The sequence below is a fragment of the Pseudoalteromonas sp. HM-SA03 genome (assembly GCF_002289345.1).
Classification (GTDB): domain Bacteria; phylum Pseudomonadota; class Gammaproteobacteria; order Enterobacterales; family Alteromonadaceae; genus Pseudoalteromonas.
On the sequence record NZ_NSDG01000019.1, the window covers coordinates 49,582 to 70,939 of the forward strand.

Genomic DNA, 21,358 nt, shown 5'->3' on the forward strand with positions numbered 1-21,358 from the left:
CAATGATCCAAGCAATAATTCGCTGGTCAGTATACAACCGCTTCTTTGTGGTACTGCTGACACTGATGCTGGTGGGGGCCGGGCTATTTACCCTTAAAAACACGCCTGTCGATGCCATTCCAGATTTGTCTGATGTACAAGTCATTGTCAAAACACCTTATCCAGGACAGGCACCACAAGTGGTGCAAGATCAGGTGACATTTCCGCTGACCACCGCAATGCTCTCTGTACCGGGCGCAAAAACCGTACGTGGTTATTCCTTCTTTGGGGATTCCTATGTTTACGTTATCTTTGATGATAAAACGGATCTTTACTGGGCGCGCAGTCGGGTGCTCGAGTATCTAAGTCAAGTCGCACCACAATTACCCGATGCGGCAAAACCGCAGTTGGGCCCTGATGCCACTGGGGTGGGTTGGGTGTATCTTTATGCATTAGTTGATAAAACCGGTAAACACGATATTAGCCAGCTACGCAGCTTACAAGATTGGTTTTTAAAGTTTGAGCTGCAATCGGTTGCCGGCGTGTCAGAAGTAGCGCCGATTGGCGGGATGGTGAAACAGTATCAAGTGCAGGTTGATCCCAATAAACTGCGCGCTTACGGTATTCCGCTTACGCATGTGCAGCAGGCGTTGCAACGCGGTAACCAAGAATCGGGCGCTTCTGTGATTGAGATGGCTGAAGCCGAATATATGGTGACAAGTACGGGATATATTCAAAGCGTTAAAGATATTGAAGCTATCCCACTTGGGCAAGCTGTCAAAGGCACGCCATTAACGATAGCAGATGTTGCGTCTGTCAATATTGGACCGCAAATGCGTCGTGGCATTGCCGAGCTTAACGGCGAAGGAGAAGTTGTGGGCGGCGTTGTGGTTATGCGCTTTGGAGAAAATGCGCAAAAAACCATCGATGGCGTAAAACAAAAACTTGCTGAGCTACAACAAGGCTTACCTGAAGGTGTCGAAGTGGTGACGGTTTACGATCGCTCCGAGCTTATCACCAAAGCCATTGATAATCTTTGGTCTAAACTGCTCGAAGAGCTGGTGGTGGTGGCCTTAGTGTGTGTGGTGTTCTTATTTCATATTCGCTCTTCCGTGGTTGCTGTGATCACTTTGCCACTTGGTATTTTGGTTGCTTTTATCGTGATGTATTTTCAAGGGGTGAATGCAAATATCATGTCCCTTGGTGGCATAGCCATAGCTATCGGGGCGATGACCGACGGTGCAATCGTGATGATTGAAAACATGCACAAACACATGGAAAAAACGCCACTCAATGATGAAAATCGCTGGGAAATCGTCGCTAAGTCGGCTTCTGAGGTTGGTCCTGCGCTGTTTTTTAGTTTGCTGATTATTACCGTAAGCTTCTTACCTGTGTTTATTCTTGAGGCGCAAGAAGGGCGTATGTTTGCCCCTCTGGCATACACTAAAACGTATGCGATGGCCGCATCGGCAGGGCTTGCCATTACGCTTATTCCTGTGCTGATGGGATACTTTATTCGCGGTAAAGTTGTGCCTGAGCATAAAAATCCAATCAATCGAATGTTGGTTGGGGCGTATATGCCCTTGTTGAAACAAGTTTTACGCTTTCCCAAGCTGACGTTGTTAGCCGCTGCAGCTATTACTGTCGTTGGCTTTTATCCAATGGATAAAATCGGCANTGAGTTTATCCCACCTTTGGATGAAGGGGATTTAATGTATATGCCGACTACATATCCAAGTATTTCGATTGGTAAAGCCAGAGAAATCTTGCAGCAAACCGACAAGTTGATAGCGACGGTGCCTGAGGTAAAAAATGTCTTTGGCAAAATCGGTCGCGCGGAAACAGCAACCGATCCAGCCCCGTTGACGATGATTGAAACCTTTATTCAATTAAAACCTAAAGATCAGTGGCGTGAGGGAATGACCACTGAAAAGCTCAAAGCGGAGCTCGATAAGCTGGTACAGTTTCCGGGCTTAACCAATGCTTGGGTGATGCCCATCAAAACGCGTATTGATATGCTCGCGACGGGGATTAAAACGCCTGTTGGGATTAAAGTTGCAGGTCCAGATTTAGATACTATCCAAAAGATTGGTCAAGATCTTGAACGTATTCTGAGTAAGGTAGAGGGTACAGCTTCGGTCTATTCAGAGCGGGTCGCTGGGGGGCGCTATATTAAGGTCGATATTCAACGTGATAAAGCCGCGCGATTTGGGCTTAATATTGCTGATGTCCAGCAAGTGGTCGCAACTGCAATTGGTGGAATGGATGTCACGCAAACCATTGAAGGACAAGAGCGCTATCCGGTTAGTTTGCGCTACCCGCAAGACTTACGCGACTCTCCAGAAGCACTGCGGAAGCTTCCTATAATCACCGCCGAGGGATTAAATATTGCCCTAGGTGATGTGGCAACTATCTATATTGAAAATGGGCCTCCGGGCATTAAAAGCGAGAACGCTCGCATTAATGGTTGGACGTTTATCGATTTAGACGGTGTTGATGTAGGCAGCTATGTGGCAGCTGCTAAACAAGTGCTGAGCGAGCAGCTGGAGTTACCTGCAGGTTATTCCATCAGTTGGGCTGGTCAATACGAGTATATGGAGCGTGCTAAAGCTAAATTGACTTATGTGGTGCCGCTCACGCTTGGGATCATTATCGTTTTACTCTATTTGAACTTTAGAAGCTTTAGCGAAGTGGCAATTATCATGGCGACGTTACCTATGGCGATGATTGGTGGACTGTGGTTACTATACCTTGAGGGGTTTAACTTTTCGGTCGCAGTTGGCGTTGGTTTTATAGCGCTTGCTGGTGTTGCCGTTGAAATAGGCGTTATTATGCTCGTGTATCTCAACCAAGCCATCAGCGAGCTTAAGGAGAAACAACCGATCATAACCCTTGAGGCCATTAACAATGCCATTTTAGAAGGCGCGGGCAAGCGTATTCGTCCAGTCATGATGACGGTGGCAACGATTATTATCGGGTTATTGCCAATCCTTTACGGTTCGGGCACAGGTTCTGAGGTAATGAGCCGCATCGCCGCGCCTATGGTAGGCGGCATGGCAAGCGCACTACTACTTACCTTAGTGGTGTTACCTGTAGTGTATATGTTGATGATCCGTTGGCGTGAGAAAGTTAATAATTAACCTGACGTTTGGATAAGGAATGAACTAACTAATTGTTTTTAAACACACATTAAATTATCCCCTTATCTAGCCAGAGAGTTTTAGGGATAACTAGACGAATTTACGCACCAATAGCTGGCTATTGGAAGTGAATTCAACGCAGTTAGCGCTAAAATTGGCTGCTAGAAAGGCATTAATTATCCGAAGCTCAGGTTAATTAATCTATAGCGGAAAAAGTTTGCCTCAAGCGCAGTAAGATTAAGCGCTTGAACGGCAAACTTTGGTTTGGTAAAACCCGATTACACCCAAAAAATGGTTAAAAGACTCTTGGGATCCTAACCATGCTTCCTTGGCGCACTTATTGCTGTACTAAAACAACCAATGCAACAAGGAGCGAGTATGTACATTCAAAATTCACCTTATTCACAAATGTATGGTTCGAACGATCTTTATAGTCGAAAGAACAATAATGTTGTGAGCGATCAAGCCATTTCTAATTCGGCGGCAAAAAATTCAAGAACACCTTCGTTTATGGAAGCCGCAAAAGCTGTACAAGAAAAAGCCCCGAACAACGCCCAATCGACTTACCTTACCAAGCATTTTGAGCAAGCTGAAAAGCTAGCCCATGAAGCTCTGGTGAGTTCGAATCACAAAATAGGCAGCCGTGAATATAACATTGAGATGTATCGTGAAATAATGACGAACATTGTAGAGATGCCAATTGAAGTAGAAATTGCACCAGAAGAGATGAACCAAGCGTTGTTATTTAATCATCTGGGATTGGACTTTAAAGAGTATAAAACGGTGTCAGTACGTTCAGAGTTGTTAACTATGCTTGAGCAAAAAGTTGAGCAGGACAGTACGCTAATTAGATCAGATAAAGCAAAATTAACAGCAATTATTACTGATACGCAAGATAGGCTAGAAGCCGCGCAAGCCGCGTTACTTGAAGGTGAAGACATTGCCGAGCGACTGCAAGATAGCAAAAAGGCTATCTATCATTCTTACGAACAGCTTAAACTTGGTAAGGTGAGTCAGCGAGACCTGATTTCGACTTTGTAGTTATTCTTGACCAAGGAGGCTTTAACAAAGTGAAGAAAATGCATTTTGCAGTCTGAAATGATTGAGGCCTATGTTTTATTCTAAAAAGTTTAATTTTTTGTTCTGCCACATCAGCCGCACTGGCGGTACGTCGTTATGTAGTGTCCTCAGGAAAACGGCGCCAGACCTAAGGATGATAGGCAGCCAGCATGCGTCGCTTCTTGAGGCTAGAGCGGCATTGCCGGAAGCGTTTGAGAGTACGTTTAAATTTACTTTTGTACGTAACCCATGGGAAAGACTTGTTTCTTGGTATTCACTATTAGAGAAAGGTAAAAGTCTACACTCAGAAGCGGTATCTGAGAAGCATCATTATGCTGAGAAAGAGAGGTTTGAACTATTTGTACAAGAAATGGTTGCAGAGCAGCACAGCGCAAGGTCGTGGAGTCAATGGTCCCAGTTATCCGATCATCTGGGAAATTCACTCGTTAATGAAATCTGCCGCTTTGAAAACTATCAAAAAGACAGTGATCGAATTTTAAGGAGGTTGGGGAGCAAAGATTATTATTTGCCTTATTATAATCAAGCATCGAGTAGGCACTATCGTCATTACTACTCAGATTTAGCGTTAAAATTGGCTGAAGAGCTTTTCATAGATGATATTTATCAATTTGGGTATAAATTTTGATAGTAGTCGGCCTTGTGAAAAACGTTAAATATCCAAGCAAGAAGAAAGTTAGAATAAATATTTGTATAAATCACAGCTTGTAACAATAATGTGTTAATTGTTACTTAAAAGAGCTTTTGAGTGTTTATATGGATATCACGGAGTTAGATGAAAAGGCAATTGTTGACGTATTTAACCTGCCAGAAAAAATCACCATAAAGACTGCCTGCACCTCGGATATAGAGGAAATGGCTTTAGTCACCAAGGTGAGTTGGCAAGCGGCCTTTAGCGGATTTTTACCAGAGCACGTGCTAAAAAGGGGAAACGTCGAATTTTTTGCAACTATTTGGTCTGAGATTATCAAAAATTCGACAACCCAAACAGCATTGCTTGTGACTGATGGCAGGAAAATATTAGGCTGCGGCGCTGCTGGGGTTTATCGCCGAATGTATAACCCGGTTAGCCAAAAAGTATCGAGAATAAATGCGGGTGAACTATATCGCGGTTATATTTTGCCAAGCCATCAGAACCGTGGATTAGGTCAAGCGCTGTTGAAGGCGCGTCTGTTAACGCTTTATGAGCAAGGCTGCCAAAGCGCGTATACCTGGATTTATGAGCAGAACAAACAAGCGAGATGCTTTTACGAAAAGCATGGGGCGGTAAACCTCGACCAAGCCCAAGGGATAACAATGAAACGATTTAGGTTTGAAGAAGTGTGCTATGGCATTGAAGTAAATCGTGTTTTTGATTTTAGCTAAGGTGAAGTGAGAGAAAATTTCAAACACAGTATGGTCAGAGGTAATTGTCATCGATAAGCGGTGACAATTACTTCATGCAGACTAACGTAGGTCGGCGGGTGTAGGATAGTCTGGGTGCTCAACAATTTTCGGTGCCCAAACAGCTGGGATCACGGCCTCTCGTTTCTGTTTGATACGCTCTACTAGCGTATTCAAATCATAATTGGGTTCACCATAAACGGCTAGCCAACTCTCAGGTACGTCTTCTGGGTCTGCAGCCTGAATAACGTGCGCCATCCACTGCTTTCTAAGCTCAGCCCATTCACTACTTTGATTCTCATTGACACCTGCAAGTGGCCGAAGCTCTACATATATTGTCCTTCTCGGACCTTCACTGCGTTTCGGCTCTGAGCCATGTAAAACCATCATGTCTTGAACTAAGATATCTCCGGCTTTAGCTGGTTGCTGTACAGCCCCTGGAATGTTCCAGCCATATTCGCTCGAGAGAGAATAAATATCCAAAATTTGGTGTTGGGAATTTGGCAAATAGCGTAAGCACCCGTCATCTATATTCGCATCATCAAGATAGATACCGACGTTTAAATATGCAAAATGACGAGAATGAGGCGCATCTTGATGCCAAGCTATGTGAGGGTGGGGATGTGGATATTTGCAGACTAAGTCACATTGCAATGGAACGCTGCCTACACCACAAAGGTGTTCACTGATCGCTAACATTGCAGGTGTCGCGAGTAGTTCGACAATTAACTCGGGCGCTTCAAAAAGCAAATCATTATAACGAAAGAGTTTTGGCTCACCTGATTCATTTGATAAATGGTATTGAGTCGCGACTTTTCCGTCTTGCTGTGCTTGTTTTGCTTTACTCTCAAGCGCATTAGATAAAAGCTTAAGCTTTTCTAGCAGCGTGTTGGGTATAGTCTGTTCAAATAAAACGAAGCCGTTGTTTTTGTAAAAATCGAGTTTGCTTTTGCTCACAATCGTCATGCGTGTACTTCCTAGTTATTTTGTTGCTTGTCAGACTTAAGTGTTGTTTGTCGAGTATATTCACTCGCCCAGCAAATAGAGTCTGTCTCAGCTACAGCACTGACCATAGTGTCTTAAAATGCCTGTTAGAGCAATTACAGTGGGTTACATTGTGGATTTTGTTTATATTAACTCAACTCGAATAAACAGAAACTTCCATTGGCACCACTTTGCATCCTCAAGTACAATTGGCGTTTTCGATTGCAACACACCGGAACCTTCCAATGGAAATCAAAGTAAATTACCTCGACAATCTCAGAATTGATGCCAAATTTGACGACTTTTCTGTCATTGCGGATCAGCCAATTCGCTATAAAGGCGATGGCTCAGCCCCAAGTCCATTTGACTACTTTTTAGCTTCTTCAGCGCTTTGTGCTGCTTACTTTGTGAAGGTGTATTGTAATGCGCGTGACATTCCAACGGATGGAATTCGTGTGGCGCAAAACAACATCGTTGATCCTGAAAATCGCTATAACCAAATTTTTAAAATTCAGGTGGAGCTTCCGGAAAGTATTTCTGAAAAAGACCGCCAAGGTATCCTGCGTTCAATTGACCGCTGTACCGTTAAAAAAGTGATCCAAACAGGACCTGAATTCCAAGTGGAAGCGGTTGAAAGCCTTGAAAATGACTCGCAGGCTATACTGATGGTTGATACCAGCGAAAGCGACAGCACTTTTATCCTAGGTAAAGACCTTCCGCTTGAACAGACTATTGCAAATATGACCAAGATCCTGTCGGATTTAGGCATGAAGATTGAAGTTGCGTCATGGCGTAATATCGTGCCACACGTCTGGTCATTACATATTCGAGATGCTGCTTCACCAATGTGTTTCACCAATGGTAAAGGGGCAACCAAAGAAAGCGCGCTTTGCTCGGCACTTGGTGAGTTTATTGAGCGTTTAAATTGCAACTTCTTTTATAATGATCAGTTTTTTGGTGAAGAAATCGCAAATGCTGAATTTGTTCACTACCCGAACGAAAAGTGGTTTAAACCCGAAGCTGATGATGCGCTTCCTACTGAAATTTTAGACGACTACACTCGTGAAATTTACGACCCTGAAGGTGAACTACGCGGTTCGCATCTAATCGACACAAATTCAGGTAATGTAGCGCGCGGTATTTGTTCTATTCCGTATACTCGCCATTCTGATGGTGAAACCGTGTATTTTCCGTCAAATCTAATAGAAAACTTATTCCTTAGCAATGGTATGAGTGCAGGTAATAACCTGTTTGAAGCGAAAGTGCAGTGTTTATCTGAGATCTTTGAACGCGCGGTGAAAAAGCAAATCATAGAACAGGAAATCGTGCTCCCTGACGTGCCAGAGTCTGTACTTGCTAAATATCCAGGTATTGTTGAAGGGATAAAAGGGCTTGAAGAACAGGGCTTTCCTGTGGTGGTGAAAGATGCGTCTCTGGGCGGTCAATTTCCTGTAATGTGTGTGACGTTGATGAACCCTAAAACCGGCGGTGTGTTTGCTTCTTTTGGTGCGCATCCAAGCTTCGAAGTTGCACTTGAGCGCAGTTTAACTGAGTTGTTACAAGGCCGTAGTTTTGAAGGCTTAAACGATGTACCAAAACCTACGTTTAACAGCATGGCGGTATCTGAGCCAGAGAATTTTGTTGAGCACTTTATCGATTCAACGGGGGTGATCTCTTGGCGCTTCTTTAGTACGAAGCATGACTACGACTTTGTTGAGTGGGATTTTACAGGCACGAATGAAGAAGAATGCGATAAGTTATTTGGCATTTTGGAAGGGTTAGGTAAAGAAGCCTATATTGCGGAGTTCACAGACTTAGGGATCGCTTGTCGTATTTTGGTTCCGGGCTTTTCTGAGGTGTACCCTGCCGAAGATCTTATTTGGGACAACACCAATAAAGCACTGCAATATCGTGAAGATATTCTCAACATCCATTCTCTAGATGACGAAGCATTAGCTAACTTTGTTGAGCGCTTAGAAGACAGCCAGCTTGATAATTATATCGATATTATCACCCTAATTGGTGTTGAGTTTGACGAAAATACGGTGTGGGGTCAGCTTACAATTCTTGAGCTTAAGATTTTAATCTATCTAGCGCTTGGAGATATCGAAGCGGCCATTGAACTAGTTGAAACCTTTTTGCAGTTTAACGACAACACCGTTGAGCGTGGCTTATTCTACCAAGCAATGCATGCCACACTTGAAGTCGCGTTGGATGAAGAGCTAGAAATTGAAGATTACATTCATAACTTTACTCGCATGTTCTCTAAAGAGGTGATGGATGCGGTTATTGGTTCAATTAATGGCGATGTGAAATTCTATGGCTTAACGCCAACTAACATGAAGTTGGAAGGTTTAGATAAGCACCTGCGTCTTATTGAAAGTTATAAGAAACTTCATGCAGCAAGGGGGAAACTTGCCTAAAATAAACTTAAAGGTGCTGAGATTTTAGCACCTTTATTAACATTTCTTATCGAGTTAACATTAATGTAAGTATTATTCACTAATGTGCTCAACAAATACCAAAGTGGCTCTTTAAAATTCGTATACGCTGACATTGGTTTTTACATTAACTAAAAACCAATTTCAGTTTTTTTGCCATTTCTTCCACATCTACTGCTCGGCTATTTATGACACCGGTGTAAAGCTTAGTGTAAATAGTTTCTGCTGTGATGACGATTTTTATGTCTAGACAGACATCTTCTTCATTATTAATGAGCGAAAATATTGCTTCCACAGCTGAAATTTCCAGCTCTAAGAAGGCTAATATCCGCTTAAAGTCACTTAAATAATTTTTACTTTTTTTATTCTTATTAGAAAGATATATCCCAATTATGGGAAGAGGGGCGTTGTTATAAAAGCTTAAGTCTAGAAATATATAGTCAAAATAACTTTCATCTAGTTGGCAAACACTTTCAACCATTTCCATACAAGAGTTGTCAGTGATAAATGTAGAAAACTCCTCTATGAGCTTGATACTGCTCAAATTATTTGGTTTGAGGTGTAGTTTCAGCGTTTCATCATGGTCTCTGTGAAGATTAGAAATATGCTGTATTTCAGCTAATTGTAATAACCGTTCAAAATGCTCATTGTCGATAGGTGTGCCGCTATTAAATAGGATATCGCATAGTTCAGATATATTGACCATGGTCTGTTGGTTTACACTAAGGTGCAAGCCGGGTGAAGTCTCACTTTCAGCAATGTCATCGTATTCCAACCAGACTGTCTTTGGTCTATATTTGAAATCCAGTTTCTTTATTAGGTCAAATTTTAAGTTGTCTAGACCTGCGCATTCCCAATCTCTTGTAAAGTGGTGGCAGGTTGTTATATCCAGCTTACCTTGATCTAAAGGTCTTGTTTCGATAAATATACTAGAAGTAGAAGCTTCAATAGGATTGACTTTATCCAGCACCTTACTTATCGCACTGTTATCTACTCGCAGAGCGATAAGACTTTTTTCGACTAGTTTGATATAGTTTGACATAACAACCTGCATAATTATGACTACCAGCGCATTGCAGCGAATAGTTCAGGGCCTATGAATTGCTCTGCAAATTCTGCCCAGCCTTTTTCTACATCTGTGGTTTGTCCATTACTCCAAGCCTTACCTATTTCTCTTAGCTTTTCTTTAGCGTTTTCTTCTAGTTCAAACTTTGCCATAAGGATCTCTGGTTTTGCTTTGAAATCTTCCGTTGCATTATCAATATTATGGATCACTGCATATGCGAAATCGATATTGTTATTACTCATTTGTATTTTCCTTTTGTATATTTAATGGAGAGATAAAAGTAAAGTCTGCGGTTTCAGATTTACCATTTTTCGTTTTATATTCTGCGTACTTATGGCACCCCATACAGCCAGTTTTGAATGTATGTATAGGTACGATGTATTTTTCTTTATTTGAGCAATTTGTTATTTCTGGCAATACAAATGGCTCTAAAACAGCATTTCTTGCGTCACTAGGTGTTCGCTCGATAAAAAATTGTTTCAAATTAGGAGTGACAAGACTCGTATATTGAGTTCTTACTAGCTTATAGTGCTGAAAAACGGAGTTATTGCTTTTCAATAATGAGCGCATTTTATTATTTAGCAAAATTGTATTAGTTGAAAGGGGCTCAAGTCGTGTTAGCTGAGCTGGACTATCACTTTTCTTTGGTAGTAAATTGTCACAGCAATCATGACAATTAGGGTTATTAAAAGTTGGCGTCTCAGAGCTATGTTGTTCTGGCTCGTTGAGGTTATCAATATGTTCGAATGTTACCCAACGCCACTGATATTGGCGCTGCTCTTTAATAGCAACATGCATTGCGACTAGTCCCAATTTGGACTGAACTGTCTTGCCATTTTGATTTAATGTAATGTTTTCCATTGAAAAGTATTTGTTTGGATCGTCTTGCTTTGTAAGAATTTTCCATCCAAGTTTCACAGAAACAACAGGTAAAATATTTTGCCTTTTACCGGCCTCTCCACCTACTTCAAGTCCAATGTCTATGTATTCAGTACATTGCCCAAGAGGAAAAGACATAGGAACACTATATTGAAACCCTTCAGCAAGATCTTGATATAACAGCCCGTTTGCACGGCTTTCGTAGTAGATAGGATTTCCAGCTTGGTCGATGAGGATACCACCGCCATCTACTCTTTGCTCTTTAGAAAACAGTTCCAAGTCGAGTGTATTCTTCAGACAATCACCTTGGCACTTCCAATTACCATCACTCACTGATTTTGCGTTCATCTCAAATGTATTCGCATCAACTAATTTGGGGGACGATGTCGTGTCGTGAAGCCAAGCTCCCCAGCGAGGGATGTAATCAGAGGTAAAACTCACTGAATCTGGAAAAGCACTGTTTTTACTGTTTATGTTACTGTTTACCGAGAGAAACAAATCCCAAGCGGAAATGTTCATTATTTTTTCTTCAAATGCCCTTAGCTCCTGAACCATTGCAAGTTGCACTGATTTATCGGTAATATCTTCAATAATTTCATTGTTTTTTTTGATTATATTATAAATTTGATTTCCATCAGGGAAAGTGCATATAAACTGATTGGGCACTCTAGGGAATTCAGACTTTTTATTCGTATTTCCATATTTTAGGAATCTAGAGTTTTTGGAATTTATACTTTTATTTATTTCATTCTTTAACTCAGTCAGCGGATCGGCTGCCCATGAGGAAGCAATAGAGAATACAAAGGATAAGTTAATAGTTAGTTTAATTAATAACTTATTCATTATTTTCAATCATCCTTATTGTGTCGATAATTTCTTGTTGATATAGCTTTTCATCGCTAGTCTTCAGATCTTTGATTGTAGTTGAAATAAGTGTTAAAGCCTGAGGTTTGTGGCCAAGTTTATATAAAACTTGGGATTTTAACGCAGCTAGCCAGAGTGCATGAGACTTTAGTCCTACAGCGTCTAGAAACTGTGTTCCTTGTTCAAACAGTGAAACAGGGCTTTCCTCCGAACGGTTGCCGTTAAGTGTTGCTAATGCCCATGCTTTAAAGCATTTCGCAAAAGCTGTCCATAATTGATAGCCGTGTAAATTGGATACTGTTAGTGCTAAATCAGCATATTCAAGTACTTTTTCTGGTTGCCTAAGTATTATATAAAGCTGCGATGCTCTCACATAGCTATGGGCTATAGTGTGGGGGTTGTTTATAGATTTTGCCTGATTTAAGGCTTTTTCAAGCCAGTCTAAAGCGATTTTACGATCACCAATCTGTGCCGCATTTAGTGCGCCATAAACTCGAATCGCAACTTCTATATCGTATGCTATTAGCTCACTATAAAACTTACGGTGCGTAGGGTCATATACAGCTAAACTCTGCTTTAAGTATGAAAAACCTTCTTCTGGCTTTCCGCTTACAGTAGCAAATTGCCCTAGCTGAAATAAAACTGGTACTTTTAAATGCTGACCATTTTTTTCATTTGCTATTTCTGAGAGGCTATCAAGCGCTCTTTTTGTCATGTGATGTTGGCAGGTAACAATACCAAAGACTGAAGACACAAAGTGAGCAGCCAACACTAGCTCAGGATCAGCTGCCGATATCTCCAGTTCGTTAATTTTATTATAATAAAGTTCGACATGAGGATCGGAAAAACCAAGGGTTGCTGAGAGGCTGTGCGCAATCCCAAGGTAAATTCTCAACGCAATTTCTACCTTATCAAGCGCTTTACTTTGATATAAGCCTTCAGCACCTGATAATAGGTTCATTGCCTCTTTATAGGCACCTTTTTGATTCTGTTCATTACCAGCGGCAATCAGGGAGCCTATTCCAAGTTCAATGAGTTCTGCACCAATGTAATATTCAGCTTGGAGCTGTAAAGAAACACGGCTATTAAAGTGAGTACTATCATTGCACAAAAGAACGTTTGCTAACTTTTTATAAAGCTGTGTGTGTAGAAAGCTAGGAATGCTAGCTATAGCCGCATCTCTCACCAGCGCATGTTTAAAAATATAGCTATCGTTATCAACACGACGTTGCTGCACAATAAGGTCATTTGCTATCAACTCATTTAAGTCATTCTGAATCTGGTTTTCGCTTAAAGACGATGCCGCGACGAGTAAATCATATTCAAACTCTCGGCCTATCGTTGCCGCAAGCTGTGCTGTTTCTTTGGCGTGACTGAGACTATCTAGTTTTTGTTGTAATGACTCTCTTAAACTCGTGGGTACTTGGTCAAGTTTATCTGGTGCAAGAAAGTCAATCTCTCCGCCTTTATCTCCAACTAATGCCTTTTGCTTTAACATGTTGACGAGTTCTTCAATAAATAGGGGAATACCGTCGGTGCGACTGGTAAGTAATTTGAGAACTTGCTCTGACACTCGGCGGCCATCAAATAGATTAATGATAAAGTCTTCGGTGGCCTTTTCGGTTAGTTTTTTCAGGCAAACGTCAACTAAGGTGAGGTCTTTTAGCTGATTAGGCACCGCTTGTCTTGAAGTGCTTAGTAAAACATCACCTGAAGCGAGCGCGCTGACAAAGTGATGTAAAAACTCTAGGGTGGTGCTATCTGCCCAGTGAATGTCTTCAATAATGTAGAGTTTAAATTTACTGAGCCCGTGACGATTTGACAGTAACAATGCACAAAGCCCTTTAAACAATACTTGCTTCTGCTCATCGGGAGAAAGTGTAGAAGGGGTGACTTCATCACCAAGTGAGATATTGAGCCAAACTAGTAAAACAGGGATAGCCTGCGCTAACTCTAACTTACTATCCATGTTCGATAATACATAACTAAACACGGTATTGGCTGAATGAGCATCAAGCTGCTCGGTGTTAAATAGGTACTTGACCAGGGTTAAAATTGGATACAAAGCATTATTTTGATGCTCTGGTAAACACTGGGCGACTAAATGCTGATATTGCGGTGCATTAGCACGAATTTCTTGCAGCAGCCGAGATTTACCTATGCCAGCCTCACCATGAATGTGAGCGATGCGGGTCGCGCCTTCGTTATTTATGATTGAAAGTGTCTGTTCAAGCTCAAGGTGACGACCAACAAGTTCATGGTGGTTTTTTGTACCGCGCATAAAACCAAACGCTTCGATGCGGCGCTCACCCTGTAAGTTATAAATTGGCGTTAGTTCAAATAACGGGCCTATTTGTAATTGACCGTACAGATTAAATTCAGAAAAAGCATCAAGGAGTGAGCGAGACTCTGCGCTACATAAGATTTGGCGTTCACCAGCTTCACGGGAGAGTGTTGTTGCAATATTCGCGTGATGTCCTTCAGGAACGGCATTGGCGTAGGTAATAAATACACCGGTATGAATGCCAATATGGGCGTTAAGCGCGACTCTGTGGGCTTCTTGCATTAGCGCGTTACGTTTGGCAAGCTCGCTTATCATTTCAAGTGCGGTACGGGCAGATAGTCGCGCATCGTTATCGCTGCTGACAGGGTAGCCAAAATAAAACAAGCTGGTATCGGCGAGGTTACCTACGTGATAAGCGCCGTAACGAGTAGCGATATCAATAAAGTGATTGCGTTGAGATTTATAAACCGTGTCGATGACATCGAAGTCTTTATCTTGATTGTCGAGTGCTTTAACACTTAATCTTACCGCAAGAATGGTGAGCTGCTTGCGCTCAGTAAGCGCCGTATATTCTTGAAGGGCACGATGATTAGGATCATCATCGCGGATCATTACTGTGGTTTCGTCGTAACCATGTTGAGCTTTAACATCATTTAGCACACCAACAAGGTTCGATACGTTCATTCGTGCAAGTTCAGAAAATGCCTCGGTTGCGGTGATCACGCGCTCCAGCGCACTTTTATTGAGTACGCGTCTGAGAAGGCCAGCAAGAGGGTGGCCAAGTAGTGCGCTTGGAATTGGAATATGCACATCGCTTAATTGTTTGTGATAAATCGAAGCGACACTTGTGCCTGTTACCGCAGGAACACCAGTCAAACATTCTAAAAATACTAACCCCCAGACATATAGATCAGATTTAGCTGAGGCTGGCTCACCTCGTAATTGTTCTGGTGCACTGTAAGAAGGCGTGCCCAATGTTTCTTGTGTAAGCGTGATAGTTTCAAAGTCATGTTGACGGGTTTCTTGTGCCAGTGTGCCAATACCAAAATCGAGTATTTTGGCATAAGTCTTTGCGCCAGACTGGCTTAGCATAATATTGGTTGGTTTTATGTCTCTATGGATAATACCTTGTTGATGAGCGTGAATTAGCGCGTCTAAAACTTGCAACATGATGTCGGTTGCATACACAGAATCAATTGCGCCATTTTGACTTAGGTAGTCCCGTAGCGTTTGTCCTTCTACATACTCGAATACCCCGAACATTAAATTTTCATTTAATTGTCCTTTATCTAATAACCGTACGATATTTGGGTGATTTAATTGACTACAAAGTAAGGTTTCGCGATTGAAACGTTCCGCATATCTATGCTTTTTCGTCGCTTCCAGTTGTGGTTCTAACGCCAAAAATTTTAGCGCAACGATTTGCCCTGTGTTTATTTGGCGCGCCTTAAAAACTTTACCGAATCCACCTTCTCCAATTTTTTCAAGTAGTTGGTATTTGTCAGATTGGAAAACATCGACAATATAGCTATCCGAAAACTGTGTCAGAGACATATGATTACTAATTCTTATTTTTTGTTAATGGTATAGGGTAATTGGAATGTAAATACTTGTCTAGCATGAGAATTTTAATTATTTTTAAAAGTTGGATAATTAACAGTCTGGGTTGATGTGGGGATTTTGTAACTATTTGAAAATATTTTGTTTTTACTTGAGAGTGTTTTTTGGAATGTTGCTTGTAATGGAGTGTAATTCCTTCTACTCGAAAAAGTTGGCATACTTTATCTATAAGAATAAAAAGGAAAAATGAATGAAACGCCGAACGTTTATGTTTGCTGGTGCAGCACTCACGGTTGCATCAGTCTTACCTCCTGTTAGCTTTGCTAGACAAAGCTTCACTGCTTCTGGAGTATCAAAAGATACAACGGAAAGGCTTCCTGAAAATCTATTGAATGAACTTGGCATTCAAGTACCTATCAGGGATGTTCTGAGCCCCTCAGGGGAGCGAGTTTCTTTCCAAAAAAGGGCTAATATAATTAGGCGTTACGGAGATTCTCTCTACGTTTACTTCGAACATGAAAGAGTGATCAGAGTTTTTGATACCCAAGGTAGGCCAGCTTCCAATGAGTTGCCTTTACCTAAATACATTAGTGATCTTAAAGATTTTGCTATAGATCCGACACAACAACAGCTCTATTTATTGCAACCAGGAAAGCACCACATAGTGTTAGCTGACTTTAGCGGTGAAATAGTGGGCACTTTTGGCGAGTTCGGAATTGAGCAAGACTATCAACTCAACGGTCCAAAGAGCATCACTATTGGCAAGTCTAATCAGTTATTTGTCTTGAATTCTGGTAGTTCTAGTATCAAAGTTTTTGAAAGCAATGGAGTATTTTTAAAAAACTATACATTGAGCCAAAAGCAAAAACGCACAGTTACAAGTATCGATGGCGCTAATCAGATTATTATCAATGGTGGGAAGTTTTCAGATCGTCAATGGAAGTTAGATCAAAATATTCGCAATTTTATCGAGGTGGACTAAGCTAATTAAGGGCTTGTTCAGATTTGCTGCTTAAGTAGTTTGGATCTTGAGTTAGGGTAGTTATCTGTGAACTTAAGGATGGTTATGCCATACAGTAAGGAACGGTTAGCTTATTTTAAGCTTCCAATTTTTCTTGAACATCAACAAGTGCTCGACGAGCTGGGAACACTAAGTGAGCTGGCTTGGACTGACCATGTAAATAAAGCAAATTACGACGGTGGATGGGACGTAGTTGCGTTGCGTTGTTTGTCAGAGCATTTATCTGCTCACCCGATCTTACAAAACTTTGCGATTGAGTCAGGCACTCATTGGCAAAACTTACCTATATTAGAAGAAAAGCCGCTACTTAAGTCATTCATTGATAATTTCCCTTGTGAAGTTCTCTCCGTAAGAATAATGCGATTGAAAGCCGGTGCTTTTATAAAACCTCACAGAGATGGCGGCCTTTGTATCGAAAATGGTGAAGCAAGACTTCATATTCCTTTGGTCATCGACACTGCTCTTGAGTTTGTTGTTGATGGTATGCAAGTACCAATGAAAGAGGGAGAGGTGTGGTACATAAATGCGGACAAAATACACAGCGTAGCTAACCGAGGAAACCTTGATAGAGTCAATATCGTTATTGATTGTAAAGTAAATGATTGGTTAATAGATTGCCAGTCAGGCTCAATGAACATTCCTTGTGAAAATTGTACAAGTTAAAAAAATGCAGTGTGTTTCGTTAGCAAGCGATTTAAAAGTAATAGATTGAAGGATCTGTAATGACGTCTAGCGTGTACCAAGTAAAAAAATTGCTAGAGCATTCTCAAGCATTGCTCTTAAATGATATTGATGCTGGGCTAAATAGACCTCACGCAGTAGCTATGTCTGAGGCTCTAGCTGAGCTTACAGGCGTATCCACTGACTTCGATATGAATGATTGGTCTGATATAAACACTGACAAAGGGGTCGCGATTTCACCTGTTCAGGCAGCTAAATGTTTACTAGAAACGCTACGTAGTCAGATATTTATGCAGGGCGTTGCGAGCGCGATACGAGACAAAATCAATCAGCAAGATAATATAAATATCCTCTACGCAGGGACCGGGCCATATGGTGTATTACTATTACCTTTTCTCGCGCTCCACAAAACGAGTCCAGTCTCAGTAATACTTTTAGATATTCATCCACAAAATACGCAAGCAATACATGAGCTGGTAACTAAACTTGATATCGCTCATATGGTGAAACGTATAGTGCACGCAGATGCAACAACTTGGCTACCTGAAGAACCAATAGAGTTTGATCTCATCATTTCCGAGACCATGAATACCTTATTACGCAGAGAGCCTCAAGTATGGATTTTTAGTCACCTTCAACAGTTTTTAAAGCCAGATGGAGAGCTCATACCTCAAGAAATTGAGCTTACTGCTTGGCTATGCAATCCAAGTTCTCTGATGAAAAGTGAGCAAAGAGTCAACCCAGTTGAGCTTGGTTCGTTTTTCCGTCTCGATAAAAACACAGCAAGCGCACTCAATGAGAATAACCTAGATGTGTTATCTGGTTCGTTTGAGGTACCGGATTGCGGGAAAGTTTATCATACACTGGAATTGAAAACGGAAATCCAAGTCTATAGAGAGCATAGACTCACCGAAAACCAATGCAGCTTGAATTTACCAATTAAGTATCACGATAAAAATCTAAAGGCCGGTGATCGGATCACGTTTGAGTATATTAACGATCCAATACCTGAGTTCATCTTTAGCTTCCCTGATGAAAGTTTACCAAATCTTCCCGCTTATCATGAGGTGGGTGAGTCTGGAATTTTCCAAATTAAACGTATCTTCGTTAAATGCCAATTAAATAAAGTAAATAAGCTTGATATTAACAACCATGAATGTGAGTGGTCTTTGGATACACAAATATGGGGTGAACTTGAGTTAAGTTTAGAATTGGTTTTAGAAGCCTTGTATCGGTTTAGATTGTTTGAGGAATTTGAGTTTTGGCTTCTTGATAAAATTGGTAATCGACTTGACGATAAATTAGTTGGTGCTATTAATCGAAAAGTAGTCGGTTTTTATAGTTAAAGTATAAAGGTAAGAGTGATGAAGTTTACGCCTCCAGATGGATTATATGTTAGACCGTCAAAACCAGAAGATAAAGGCTTTCTGGAAAGCTTACACCATAGCACTCGGCAAGATTTGCAATTAATTGATGGAGATAAGGATTTTATTGAATCAATTATTGAAATGCAGTTTAAGGCGCAAAGTAATGGCTATGGAGATCAATTTCCAAACGCTATGTATTTTATTATTGAAAAGCACCATGAGCGAATAGGCAAGGCGACAATTGACTTTGGTAATAATGAAGTGAGATTAATAGAAATTGCTTTAATACCTCAAGCTCGTGGATTAGGACTCGGTGCAGCGGTTGTTCAATCTTTCCAGCAAGCTGCTGCTCAATCCGGCGTGCCAATGACTTTGTCGGTATTGCAAAATAATTATGATGCAAAGCGTTTATATCAAAAGCTAGGCTTTAAAATTGAATCAATTAAGGCTCCTTATGAGTTACTAATTTGGTATCCGCCAGCGTTGAGAAGTATAGTTTTAGGTTAATTTAAAAAGAGGGGTAATAAACGAAAGGTAATAAAGCGCCTCGCTTGATCATTGGTATTAATAACTGTTTTTTAGTTAACAAGAGCGAGTCTAACTTAATGAGCAAAGGAGCAAGTGTTGTGAAACTAACTAGTAGTTTATTTGAAGACTTAATCGGTCAGGATGTTGAAGTATTTACGGCCGATGGTAAGCATAAGCTTAATGAGTTGCAAGTTGATGCTATTGATGAGTGCAAGCTAAACAGTAATGAATTTGAAGGATTTTCTGTAACGTTAACTGCCAAATCAAATTTTCCGCTTACTGATGATACGTATACATTAAAGCATCAAAAGCTGGGTGAAATGCCACTATTTTTATCTGCATACGAAAAAGACAAGTATCAAATAATTATCAGCATAAAAAAAGAAGCATAAAGGAGTTTAATAATGTCAGAACCCTATATTGGACAGGTTACCCTCTATGGCTACAATTGGGCACCTAAAAATTGGTCTTTATGTAACGGTCAGCTAATTCAAATTAGCCAAAATCCAGCGCTTTATTCTCTTACCGGCACCGCGTATGGTGGTGATGGTAGAACAACCTTTGGTCTACCAGACTTTCGTGGCAGAGTGCCTGTGGGGCTTGGTGACTTAGGAAGCGCTAGTTACGATAGAGGCAATATTGGTGGCGCTGAAAACGTAACGTTAACCTTAGCAAACATCGCACACACCCACGACGTGCAAGCAAGTACGAAAACGGCTGACTTTCCATATGCAAATGCTCCCACACCAAACCAGATGGCGACGCAGACGGAAGTGCCTATATATGCCGCAGCTACAAGTTTGGTAAATACCTCAGACTCCACGGTATCAAGTATTGGCGGCGGTCAGAGCCACTATAATATGCAACCCAGCTTATCCCTTAACTTTGCCATTGCACTCACTGGCATTTATCCGAGCCGAAACTAAGGAGGTCGTAAATGGAAGGGTTTATTGGACAGATAACGATGTTTGCCGGCAATTACTCGCCATTTAAATGGGCGTTTTGCTACGGACAGATCACTGCAATTACAGGGAATGAAGCATTATTCTCTTTGCTTGGGAATATCTATGGTGGAGATGGTAGAAGTAGTTTTGGGTTTCCCGATATGCGAGGTCGATTACCTATGGGATTCGGTATTGGTGCCGGATTAACACCAACACAGATAGGAGCAATGAAAGGGGTAGAAACAGTCACCTTAGATATCAGTCAAATACCATCGCACAGTCATAATTTTCAGGTAAGTAACAACACCGCTACGGGTACAAACCCTGCTGGGCAAGTGTTGGGTAAAGCGGATATGTACTGTGAACCCGCAACGGATCAGTATAATAATGGCCCTTCAGCTATGTATGACGGCATCATTGCCTCTGCGGGAAGCAATCAGGCTCATGGAAACAAAATGCCTAGCCTTGGGGTTAATTTTATCATATGCCTAAATGGCATATATCCACCTAGAAATTAAGGAGAAGAATAATGGCTGATTGTTTTTTAGGTGAAGTTCGAATGTTTGTTTGCAATTTTACACCAGTGTGGTGGGCCAGTTGTGAAGGGCAACTACTACCTATATCGCAAAATTCAGCACTTTTTGCGGTAATAGGCTGTAACTTTGGGGGTGATTGTCGCACCACCATGGGGGTGCCAAATTTACAATGTAGAGTACCGATGGGGACGGGGACAGGCCCTGGCCTGACACCAAGTTTGTTAGATGATAAGCAAGGCGAGAATGAAGTTGTGCTATATGAGTCGAACTTACCTGCTCATACCCATACTTTTAATGGTACGACGTCATTAGGCGGAACGGTTGATACGGGGCAGGGGAATCTACTCGCACAATCTTCGGGCAGTAACGTTTATGATAACGCGCCTAACGCGCAAAATCAGACAAAGATGGATTATCCTGCGCTTGGTACTAATGGCATGGCAAATTTGGGGCATGAAAACCGCCAGCCATTTTTGGCGATTCAGTTTGCATTGGCACTAGATGGCACATTTCCACCAAGGAACTAGCTTAGTAAGGCGCAAAGTATTGGTAAGAGATTGGCCTGTTGTTGGTGCTGGTCCTTACTAATACTTATATTTTACGGTGGTAATTGGGTGTTATTAT

The 21,358-nt window shown here is 41.4% G+C and carries 18 protein-coding genes; 13 read left to right on the top strand and 5 right to left on the bottom strand.

The genetic code is table 11. The features are described from left to right. The first annotated feature begins 2 nt into the window (after window positions 1-2). The 4 genes from CKO50_RS03380 (at window position 3) to CKO50_RS03395 (ending at window position 5,561) form a co-directional block, all read left to right on the top strand. Complete coding sequence (locus CKO50_RS03380; protein WP_095727009.1) at window positions 3-3,119, top strand: efflux RND transporter permease subunit; 3,117 nt, start codon at window positions 3-5, stop codon at window positions 3,117-3,119. 378 nt (window positions 3,120-3,497) lie between these two features. Next, window positions 3,498-4,160, top strand: coding sequence for a hypothetical protein (locus tag CKO50_RS03385; RefSeq protein ID WP_095727010.1), 663 nt, complete (start codon window positions 3,498-3,500; stop codon window positions 4,158-4,160). A gap of 70 nt (window positions 4,161-4,230) precedes the next feature. After that, window positions 4,231-4,824: a sulfotransferase family 2 domain-containing protein gene (locus CKO50_RS03390; RefSeq protein WP_095727011.1), complete on the top strand. Its 594-nt coding sequence runs from the start codon at window positions 4,231-4,233 to the stop codon at window positions 4,822-4,824. 128 nt (window positions 4,825-4,952) lie between these two features. After that, window positions 4,953-5,561 carry a GNAT family N-acetyltransferase gene (locus CKO50_RS03395; RefSeq protein WP_095727012.1) on the top strand — a complete coding sequence of 203 codons (609 nt, stop codon included), beginning with the start codon at window positions 4,953-4,955 and terminating at the stop codon, window positions 5,559-5,561. A gap of 81 nt (window positions 5,562-5,642) precedes the next feature. Here the strand turns inward: CKO50_RS03395 and CKO50_RS03400 are convergent, their stop codons facing one another. Next, window positions 5,643-6,545, bottom strand: coding sequence for a phytanoyl-CoA dioxygenase family protein (locus CKO50_RS03400; protein WP_095727013.1), 903 nt, complete (start codon window positions 6,543-6,545; stop codon window positions 5,643-5,645). A 263-nt stretch (window positions 6,546-6,808) separates the two neighbouring features. Here CKO50_RS03400 and CKO50_RS03405 point away from each other — a divergent pair, with 263 nt between their 5' ends. Beyond that, the gene (locus CKO50_RS03405; protein ID WP_095727014.1) at window positions 6,809-8,986 is read left to right on the top strand and encodes an OsmC domain/YcaO domain-containing protein; all 2,178 of its coding nucleotides are present in this window, start codon (window positions 6,809-6,811) and stop codon (window positions 8,984-8,986) included. Window positions 8,987-9,131: 145 nt separating this feature from the next. Here CKO50_RS03405 and CKO50_RS03410 read toward each other — a convergent pair whose 3' ends face one another. The 4 genes from CKO50_RS03410 to CKO50_RS03425 are packed head-to-tail and all read right to left on the bottom strand — an operon-like array spanning window position 9,132 to window position 15,651. Continuing rightward, window positions 9,132-10,046, bottom strand: coding sequence for a hypothetical protein (locus CKO50_RS03410; RefSeq protein ID WP_095727015.1), 915 nt, complete (start codon window positions 10,044-10,046; stop codon window positions 9,132-9,134). Between the two features lie 20 nt (window positions 10,047-10,066). Next, window positions 10,067-10,312 (bottom strand): hypothetical protein, encoded by a 246-nt coding sequence (locus CKO50_RS03415; RefSeq protein ID WP_069019668.1) that lies wholly within the window; start codon window positions 10,310-10,312, stop codon window positions 10,067-10,069. Beyond that, the gene (locus tag CKO50_RS03420; protein ID WP_095727016.1) at window positions 10,305-11,792 is read right to left on the bottom strand and encodes a hypothetical protein; all 1,488 of its coding nucleotides are present in this window, start codon (window positions 11,790-11,792) and stop codon (window positions 10,305-10,307) included. Before CKO50_RS03420 ends, CKO50_RS03415 begins: the two co-directional genes overlap by 8 nt. Continuing rightward, entirely contained in the window at window positions 11,785-15,651 is a 3,867-nt protein-coding gene (locus tag CKO50_RS03425; RefSeq protein ID WP_095727017.1) for a TOMM system kinase/cyclase fusion protein, read from the bottom strand. Before CKO50_RS03425 ends, CKO50_RS03420 begins: the two co-directional genes overlap by 8 nt. 256 nt (window positions 15,652-15,907) lie before the next feature. Here CKO50_RS03425 and CKO50_RS03430 point away from each other — a divergent pair, with 256 nt between their 5' ends. From CKO50_RS03430 to CKO50_RS03465, 8 genes are all read left to right on the top strand, one after another. Further along, window positions 15,908-16,639, top strand: coding sequence for a hypothetical protein (locus CKO50_RS03430; RefSeq protein ID WP_095727018.1), 732 nt, complete (start codon window positions 15,908-15,910; stop codon window positions 16,637-16,639). Window positions 16,640-16,723: 84 nt separating this feature from the next. After that, a complete protein-coding gene (locus tag CKO50_RS03435; protein WP_095727019.1) occupies window positions 16,724-17,341 on the top strand; it encodes an aspartyl/asparaginyl beta-hydroxylase domain-containing protein in 618 nt (205 codons plus the stop codon). A 59-nt stretch (window positions 17,342-17,400) separates the two neighbouring features. Then, on the top strand, window positions 17,401-18,705 hold the full coding sequence (locus CKO50_RS03440; protein ID WP_095727020.1) for a hypothetical protein: 1,305 nt from the start codon (window positions 17,401-17,403) through the stop codon (window positions 18,703-18,705). 18 nt (window positions 18,706-18,723) lie between these two features. Further along, a complete protein-coding gene (locus tag CKO50_RS03445; RefSeq protein WP_095727021.1) occupies window positions 18,724-19,233 on the top strand; it encodes a GNAT family N-acetyltransferase in 510 nt (169 codons plus the stop codon). 119 nt (window positions 19,234-19,352) lie between these two features. After that, window positions 19,353-19,646, top strand: a complete 294-nt coding sequence (locus CKO50_RS03450; RefSeq protein WP_223192109.1) for a hypothetical protein — start codon at window positions 19,353-19,355, stop codon at window positions 19,644-19,646. Between the two features lie 12 nt (window positions 19,647-19,658). Continuing rightward, a complete protein-coding gene (locus CKO50_RS03455; protein WP_095727022.1) occupies window positions 19,659-20,180 on the top strand; it encodes a phage tail protein in 522 nt (173 codons plus the stop codon). A gap of 11 nt (window positions 20,181-20,191) precedes the next feature. Beyond that, a complete protein-coding gene (locus CKO50_RS03460) occupies window positions 20,192-20,716 on the top strand; it encodes a phage tail protein (protein WP_095727023.1) in 525 nt (174 codons plus the stop codon). Between the two features lie 11 nt (window positions 20,717-20,727). Continuing rightward, window positions 20,728-21,261, top strand: a complete 534-nt coding sequence (locus CKO50_RS03465; protein ID WP_095727024.1) for a phage tail protein — start codon at window positions 20,728-20,730, stop codon at window positions 21,259-21,261. Window positions 21,262-21,358 lie beyond the last annotated feature (97 nt).

What these genes read in the sequence shown, in the direction of transcription:
- CKO50_RS03385 (WP_095727010.1), top strand. Translation starts at nt 3,498, where the DNA reads ATGTACATTCAAAATTCACCTTATTCACAAATGTATGGTTCGAACGAT.
- CKO50_RS03390 (WP_095727011.1), top strand. Translation starts at nt 4,231, where the DNA reads ATGTTTTATTCTAAAAAGTTTAATTTTTTGTTCTGCCACATCAGCCGC.
- CKO50_RS03395 (WP_095727012.1), top strand. Translation starts at nt 4,953, where the DNA reads ATGGATATCACGGAGTTAGATGAAAAGGCAATTGTTGACGTATTTAAC.
- CKO50_RS03400 (WP_095727013.1), bottom strand. Translation starts at nt 6,545, where the DNA reads ATGACGATTGTGAGCAAAAGCAAACTCGATTTTTACAAAAACAACGGC.
- CKO50_RS03405 (WP_095727014.1), top strand. Translation starts at nt 6,809, where the DNA reads ATGGAAATCAAAGTAAATTACCTCGACAATCTCAGAATTGATGCCAAA.
- CKO50_RS03410 (WP_095727015.1), bottom strand. Translation starts at nt 10,046, where the DNA reads ATGTCAAACTATATCAAACTAGTCGAAAAAAGTCTTATCGCTCTGCGA.
- CKO50_RS03415 (WP_069019668.1), bottom strand. Translation starts at nt 10,312, where the DNA reads ATGAGTAATAACAATATCGATTTCGCATATGCAGTGATCCATAATATT.
- CKO50_RS03420 (WP_095727016.1), bottom strand. Translation starts at nt 11,792, where the DNA reads ATGAATAAGTTATTAATTAAACTAACTATTAACTTATCCTTTGTATTC.
- CKO50_RS03425 (WP_095727017.1), bottom strand. Translation starts at nt 15,651, where the DNA reads ATGTCTCTGACACAGTTTTCGGATAGCTATATTGTCGATGTTTTCCAA.
- CKO50_RS03430 (WP_095727018.1), top strand. Translation starts at nt 15,908, where the DNA reads ATGAAACGCCGAACGTTTATGTTTGCTGGTGCAGCACTCACGGTTGCA.
- CKO50_RS03435 (WP_095727019.1), top strand. Translation starts at nt 16,724, where the DNA reads ATGCCATACAGTAAGGAACGGTTAGCTTATTTTAAGCTTCCAATTTTT.
- CKO50_RS03440 (WP_095727020.1), top strand. Translation starts at nt 17,401, where the DNA reads ATGACGTCTAGCGTGTACCAAGTAAAAAAATTGCTAGAGCATTCTCAA.
- CKO50_RS03445 (WP_095727021.1), top strand. Translation starts at nt 18,724, where the DNA reads ATGAAGTTTACGCCTCCAGATGGATTATATGTTAGACCGTCAAAACCA.
- CKO50_RS03455 (WP_095727022.1), top strand. Translation starts at nt 19,659, where the DNA reads ATGTCAGAACCCTATATTGGACAGGTTACCCTCTATGGCTACAATTGG.
- CKO50_RS03460 (WP_095727023.1), top strand. Translation starts at nt 20,192, where the DNA reads ATGGAAGGGTTTATTGGACAGATAACGATGTTTGCCGGCAATTACTCG.
- CKO50_RS03465 (WP_095727024.1), top strand. Translation starts at nt 20,728, where the DNA reads ATGGCTGATTGTTTTTTAGGTGAAGTTCGAATGTTTGTTTGCAATTTT.